At 73.1% G+C, this 6,453-nt stretch carries 6 protein-coding genes; 5 read left to right on the top strand and 1 reads right to left on the bottom strand.

The window, feature by feature from the left end:
• The 4 genes from AB0J52_RS22355 to AB0J52_RS22370 form a co-directional block, all read left to right on the top strand.
• Positions 1–2,206, top strand: a 2,206-nt coding sequence (locus AB0J52_RS22355; protein WP_500183826.1) for an SDR family NAD(P)-dependent oxidoreductase, incomplete at its 5' end; no start/stop codon positions are given.
• Positions 2,207–2,225: 19 nt separating this feature from the next.
• A complete protein-coding gene (gene ccrA / locus AB0J52_RS22360; protein ID WP_500183828.1) occupies positions 2,226–3,542 on the top strand; it encodes a crotonyl-CoA carboxylase/reductase in 1,317 nt (438 codons plus the stop codon).
• A gap of 81 nt (positions 3,543–3,623) precedes the next feature.
• The gene (locus AB0J52_RS22365) at positions 3,624–4,124 is read left to right on the top strand and encodes a nuclear transport factor 2 family protein (RefSeq protein ID WP_500183830.1); all 501 of its coding nucleotides are present in this window, start codon (positions 3,624–3,626) and stop codon (positions 4,122–4,124) included.
• 121 nt (positions 4,125–4,245) lie between these two features.
• Positions 4,246–5,106, top strand: coding sequence for an alpha/beta fold hydrolase (locus AB0J52_RS22370; RefSeq protein ID WP_500183832.1), 861 nt, complete (start codon positions 4,246–4,248; stop codon positions 5,104–5,106).
• A gap of 45 nt (positions 5,107–5,151) precedes the next feature.
• On the opposite strand, the gene AB0J52_RS22375 is transcribed toward AB0J52_RS22370, so the two are convergent.
• Positions 5,152–5,448, bottom strand: coding sequence for a helix-turn-helix domain-containing protein (locus tag AB0J52_RS22375; protein ID WP_500183833.1), 297 nt, complete (start codon positions 5,446–5,448; stop codon positions 5,152–5,154).
• A 243-nt stretch (positions 5,449–5,691) separates the two neighbouring features.
• On the opposite strand from AB0J52_RS22375, the gene AB0J52_RS22380 reads away from it, so the two are divergent.
• Positions 5,692–6,453 (top strand): zinc-binding dehydrogenase (locus AB0J52_RS22380; protein WP_500183834.1); only part of this gene is annotated, 762 nt, incomplete at its 3' end.

The following is a 6,453-nucleotide window of genomic DNA, read 5'->3' on the forward strand; positions in this document are numbered from 1 at the left end:
CGGCGGATACGGCGGGATCGGGCTGGTCACGGCCCGGTTGCTGGCCGAGCGCGGGGCCGCCCGGATCGTGCTGTCCGGACGGTCCGGGCCGTCCGCCGAGGCCGAGAAGGCCATCGCGCGGATGCGCGAGGACGGCGTGGACGTCGATGTCGTCCTCGGCGACATCGCCGAACCCGGTGTCGCCGGACGCCTCGTCGCGGCGGCCCGCGAGGGCGGGGTGCCGCTGCGCGGCGTCCTGCACGGCGCGGGCGCGATCGACGACCGGATGGTCGCCGATCTCGGCCCGGACGACCTGCACCGGGTGTGGGCGGCGAAGGTGGACGGCGCGCGGGCGCTGTCCGAGGCGACCTGGGACGCCGATCTCGACTGGTTCGTCCTGCACTCCTCGGCCGCCGCGCTGCTCGGCTCGCCCGGCCAGGCCGCGTACGCCGCCGCGAACGCCGCGCTGGACGCGCTCGCGGCGCACCGCCGGGCGCACGGCCGCCCGGCCACGGCGATCGGCTGGGGCACGTGGTCGCAGGTCGGCGGGGCCGCCGAGCTGAAGGTCGCGGTCATCGAGCCGATCACCCCGGACGAGGGCGCGCAGGCGCTGGAGGCGCTCGTCGCGGCCGACGCGACGGCCGCCGGGGTGCTGCGCTTCGACCCGGCCGCGGCCGTGGGCCTGTTCCCCGAGATCGCGAAGATGCCGTACTTCGCGGCGCTCACCGAGGCCGTCCCGGCCGAGGTCCCGGAGGCGGGCGACTGGCCCGGCATCGAGGCCGTCAAGGCGCTTCCCCCGGCCGAGGCGCGCGCCCGCGTCGCCGCCCAGATCCGGTGGCGGATCGCGTCCGTGCTGGGCTTCGCGCCCGACCGGCTCGACCCGGCCGTCCCGCTCACCGACCTCGGGCTGGACTCGCTGGTCGCCGTCCGGATCAAGAGCGGCGTCGAGCACGACCTCGGGCTGACCGTCCCGGCGTCGGTGCTGCTCAAGGGCGCTTCGGTGAACGTGTTCGACGAGTGGGCCGCCGAGGAGCTGGGCCTGGCGGATGTCGCCGCTCCCGTCCCGCCCCACGCCGCCGCCAACGCCGTCTCCAATGCCGAGGTCGGGTACGTGATGCCGCGCGACGCCGCCGAGCGCCTGGCCGTCCGGTTCTTCGAGGACGTCCTCGGCCTCGACCGCGTCTCCGTCGTCGCCGACTTCTACGCCGACCTCGGCGGCACCGACGCGCAGGCCGACGAGGTCGTCGCGCTGCTGCTCAGGGAGCTTGGCGGCGAGACGACCCGCGGGGAGCTGTTCGCGACGCCGACGGCCGAGCACGTCGCCGAGTACGTGCGGGCCGCCGACGAGGAGGCCGCGCGGCAGATCGTCCGGCCGCTGAAGGCGTCCGGGACCCGGCGGCCGGTCTTCATCGCGCACCCGGCGGGCGGCACCACCGCCTGCTACCGGCAGCTCGTCGAGCTGCTCGGCGACGACCAGCCGGTGTACGGGCTGGAGCGGTTCGACGACGCGCCCTCGGTAGAGGAGCGCGCCGACCGCTACGTCCGGCACCTGGTGGAGGCACAGCCGGAGGGCGCGTTCCGGCTGGCCGGGTGGTCGTTCGGCGGTGTCCTGGCCTACGAGACGGCGCGCCGCCTGCGCGAGGCCGGACGCGAGGTGGAGTTCGTCGCGCTGTTCGACGCCGGGCTCCCGCTGCCGGTCGAGGACGAGTCCGACACGCTCGCCCGCCGCTTCGCCGCGTTCACCGACTACATCAACGAGACCTACGGCCTGGACGTCGCGCTCACCTACGAGGAGCTCGCCGGGCTGCCGGAGGAGCAGCAGTTCGCGCTGGTGATGGAGCGCGCCGCGCCGCTCGCCGAGCTGATCCCGCCCGCCGCGCTGCACCACCAGCTCACCTCGCACCAGGACACCCGGTCGCTTGAGACGTACGAGCCCCGCCCCTACGACGGGCATGTCATCCTCTACTACGCGCCCGAGGAGACCCCCTGGGCGGTGAAGGACGCCCGTTACGTCCTGGACGGGACGAACGGGTTCGGCCCGCTCTGCCCCGCCCTGGAGAAGGTCACGATCCCCGGCGCGCACCACCTCAACCTGCTCGACCCGCCCGGTGTGGAACTGCTCGCCGCGCACCTGGACGGCCGGCTCGCCGCCGCCCCCGACGCCGCGGCCGCCCCTGCCCCCTCGGCCGCTGCGGCCGACCCGGCGGCCCTGTCCCCGGCTCACTGACCCCGCGGAGGAACCCCCCATGTCCGAACTGCTCGACGCCGTCCGGGCCGGTGCGTCCGGCCGGGAACTCGCCGAGATCGACCTGCCCGCGCGCTACCGCGCCGCCTTCACCCGGAAGGAAGAGGTGGGGATCTTCGAGGGGCGGAAGGACAAGGACGTCCGGCGGTCGATCCACGTCGGCGAGGTCGAGATGCCGGAGATCGCCCCGGACGAGTGCGTGGTCGCGGTGATGTCGGCGGCGATCAACTTCAACACCGTCTGGTCGGCGATCTTCGAGCCGGTGCCGACGTTCGCGTTCCTGGAGAAGTTCGGCCGGCAGGGCTGGTACGGCGCGCGGCACGACCTGCCGTACCACGTGCTCGGCTCGGACGGGGCGGGCGTCGTCGTCCGCACCGGCGCGGGCGTGAAGCACTGGAAGGTCGGTGACCGCGTGGTCATTTCCCCGTCCTACGTGGACGAGGAGGACCACGGCTCCTACGACGACGGCATGATGTCGGAGACCCAGCTCGCCTGGGGGTTCGAGACCAACTTCGGCTCCCTCGGCGACTTCTGCGTCGTCAAGGCCAACCAGCTCGTCCCCAAGCCCGCCCACCTGACCTGGGAGGAGGCGGGCTCCAACACGCTGTGCGCCGCCACCGCCTACCGGATGCTCGTCGGGACGCACGGCGCGCGCATGAAGCAGGGCGACGTCGTGCTGGTGTGGGGAGCGACGGGCGGCCTCGGCTCGTTCGCCACCCAGCTCGTCCTGAACGGCGGCGGCATCCCGGTCGCGGTCGTGTCGTCGCCGGAGAAGGCCGAGATCGTCCGCGCGCAGGGCTGCCGGCACGTGATCGACCGCACCGAGCTCGACCTCGGCGAGGGCGGCCTGCGCAACCCCAAGGCCGGGCGCATCCTCGGCGAGGCCATCCGCCGCCAGGTCGGCGAGGACCCGGGCATCGTGTTCGAGTACCTCGGCCGCGAGACCTTCGCCGCGTCGGTCTACGTCGCCAAGCGCGGCGGGAAGATCGTCACCTGCGGGTCGTCCACCGGGTTCAGGCACGAGTACGACAACCGGTTCCTGTGGATGCGGCTGAAGAGCATCATCGGCTCGCACGGCTTCAACTACCACGAGGCCGTGCAGGTCAACCGGCTGTTCTCGCTCGGCATGATCCACCCGACCCTGTCCCGGTCCTACCCCCTGGAGGAGGCGGGCGAGGCCACCCGCGCCGTCCAGACCAACCAGCACACCGGCAAGGTCGCGGTGCTGTGCGGCGCGACGGCCGAGGGCCAGGGCGTGGACGACCCGGCCCTGCGCGAGCGCATCGGCGAGGAGCGGTTCCACCTGTTCCGCCGCTGATCACCCCCCGATCCGTCGCCCGGTGCCACGGTCTTGCTACGTTCGGTAGCGAAAGATCATCGGCCCGAACGGAGACGGGGCATGGCGCTACACGACCCGACCGCGGACGCACGGCTGACGGCCCTCGCCGACCGCGCCGAACTGGTCACCCTCCTGGACCGCTACGCGCGCGCCCTGGACGACCGCACCTTCGACGCCCACGCCCTCGCCGCCCTGTTCACACCGGACGCGACCGTCGGCCGGCCGTCGGAGGAGCACACCGGCCTGACCGACGTGTCCCACTACCTGGCCGAATCCATGGGCGCCTTCGGGACGTCCCAGCACATGTACGCCAACCACCTCATCGACCTGCACGGCGACGAGGCGTCCCTGCGCGTGAACTCCAACGCGACCTACGTCCTGCTCGACACCGAGCGGGTGTACGTGGTCGGCTCCGTCATCACCGGCACCGCCGTCCGCACCCCGTACGGCTGGCGGCTGAAGTCCCTGACGCTCACCCCCACCTGGGACACCCTCGCCACCTTCCCGACCGGCGAGCCCGACGTGGAGGAGAAGACCGACGAAGACGACGGCGACGACTGATCGCCATTTTTTCTTCTCGGGGATGTCGAGATGTCGGTGGTGGCTCCGACCAAGGGATGGAAAGGGGCCCGGGAGGGCCTGGTGATCGAACCGACGAGTTCGCGGATCCGCAGGAGTCGACATGACCTTCAACGTGCTCGAATCGCCCGAGGTGGACCTCGTCTACGACGTCCAGGGGCCGCTCCCGACGGCCGGCGGACGGCCGCCGCTGGTCATGATCGGCCAGCCCATGACCGCCGAGGGCTTCCGCGCGCTCGCGCCGCACTTCGGCGACCGCACCGTGGTCACCTACGACCCGCGCGGCCTGGGACGCAGCAGGCGCAAGGACGGCCGCACCGACAACGACCCCGAAACCCAGGCCCGCGACGTCCACGCGATCATCGAGGCACTGGACGCGGGCCCGGTCGAGATGTTCGCCAGCAGCGGCGGCGCCGTGACCGCCCTCGCCCTGGTCGCCCTCTTCCCCGGCGACGTGACGACACTGGTGGCGCACGAACCGCCCCTCATCCGCGTCCTCCCCGACGCCGACGCCGCCGAACGCGCCCGGATCGCCGTCCGCGACGCCTACCAGGCCAAGGGCTTGTTCGCCGGAATGGCCGCCTTCATCGCGATGACCTCCTGGCAGGGCGAGTTCACCGACGCCTACTTCGCCCAGCCCACCGCCGACCCCGCCGCGTTCGGCATGCCGTCCGAAGACGACGGCACCCGCGGCGACCCCCTGCTGTCCGACGCGTCCCGGCCGATCACCGGCTACCAACCCGACGTCCCCGCCCTCATCAACGCCCCCACCCGCATCGTGATCGCCGTCGGCGAGGAGACCGGCGACGCCCTCACCGGCCGCACCGCCCGTGCCACCGCCGCCCTCCTCGGCCGGCAAGCCGTCGTCTTCCCCAGCCACCACGGCGGCTTCGCCGGACCCGAAACCGGTTACCCAGGACAACCCGAAGCCTTCGCCAAGAAGCTCCGCGAAACCCTCGCCTGACAGCCCCGGCCCGTTATCCACACCCTGTGGATAACGGGCCCGTCTTCACGCCGCGTCGGTGAACGTCACCGTCAGCTTCGCGCCGAGCGCCTGCGCCAGCCGATCCAGCACCCCGATCGTGGGCGTGGGCCCCCCGGCCTCAAGGCGGGACAGGGCGGGCTGAGTCATCCCGGCCCGCCTCGCCAGCTCGGTCTGCGACCACCCGAGCGCCAGCCGCCTCTCACGCACCGCGTTCCCCAACTCGAAAGCGAGCCGCGCCTCCTCGCGCCCCGCCCGCACCTCGGCGCTGTCACGTCCCGCACCGAGCTCCCACCTGCTGTGCGGACTGCGCTCACCGTTCATCGACCTGCCGTCCTCTCGTACTCCTGCCGAGCATGACCATGCTCGGCCGCGCATTCCTTGAGCGCGCGGCGGTCTCCCGCCCCCGCGTCTTGTGGAACACGGTCAACAGAATGACCCGCCGATCCCTCCCGAGCCACGCACTTCCCTGAGGTGGTGGGCTACCTGACGGAGCGGGGCATGAGAGGTTGACCTCAAGTTGGGTTGAGGGGGGAGGCTGGGGTTTTTCCGAGGTGGGGAGTGGACATGCGGGTGGCGCAGGTGACGCGGTTCGGTGGGCCGGAGGGGCTGGTCACGGCGGAGGTCGCCGATCCGGAGGCGGGGCCGGCGCAGGTCGTGGTCGACGTCGAGGTGGCGGGGCTGTCCTATGTGGAGACGCAGATCAGGCGGGGTGTCGGCAAGTGGCACGCCGTGCCGTCGCTGCCGTACGTGCCGGGCGGCCGGGTCGGCGGACGGGTGAGCGAGGTCGGGCCGGGCGTCGAGTCGTCCTGGCTGGGACGCCGTGTCGTCGCGTCCACCGGGGGCAACGGCGGGTTCGCGGAGCGGGCCGTCGCCGATGTCACCGAGCTCGTCCCGGTCCCGGACGGCCTGGGCCTGCCGGAGGCCGTCACCCTGCGCACCGACGGCGCGACGGCGCAGGGGCTGGTCGAGACGGCCCGGCTCGTCCCGGAGGACGTCGTCCTGGTGGAGGCGGCGGCCGGGGGAGTGGGGACGCTGCTCGTGCAACTGGCCAAGGCGGCGGGCGCCCGCGTGATCGGCGCTGCTCGCGGCGCGCGCAAGCTGGAGCTCGTCCGGGAGCTGGGCGCGGACGCGGCGATCGACTACTCCGAGCCCGGCTGGACGAAGCAGGTCCTCGAAGCGACCGGCGGCGTCGGCCCGACGCTGGTCTTCGACGGCGTCGGCGGTGAGATCGGACGCGCCGCGTTCGAGGTCACCGCGCGCGGCGGACGGTTCTCCGTGCACGGCGGGGCGAGCGGGGACGCCACGCACGTCGAGCCGGCCGAGGCG

This window comes from Spirillospora sp. NPDC049652 (genome assembly GCF_040675125.1).
Taxonomy (GTDB): domain Bacteria; phylum Actinomycetota; class Actinomycetes; order Streptosporangiales; family Streptosporangiaceae; genus Spirillospora.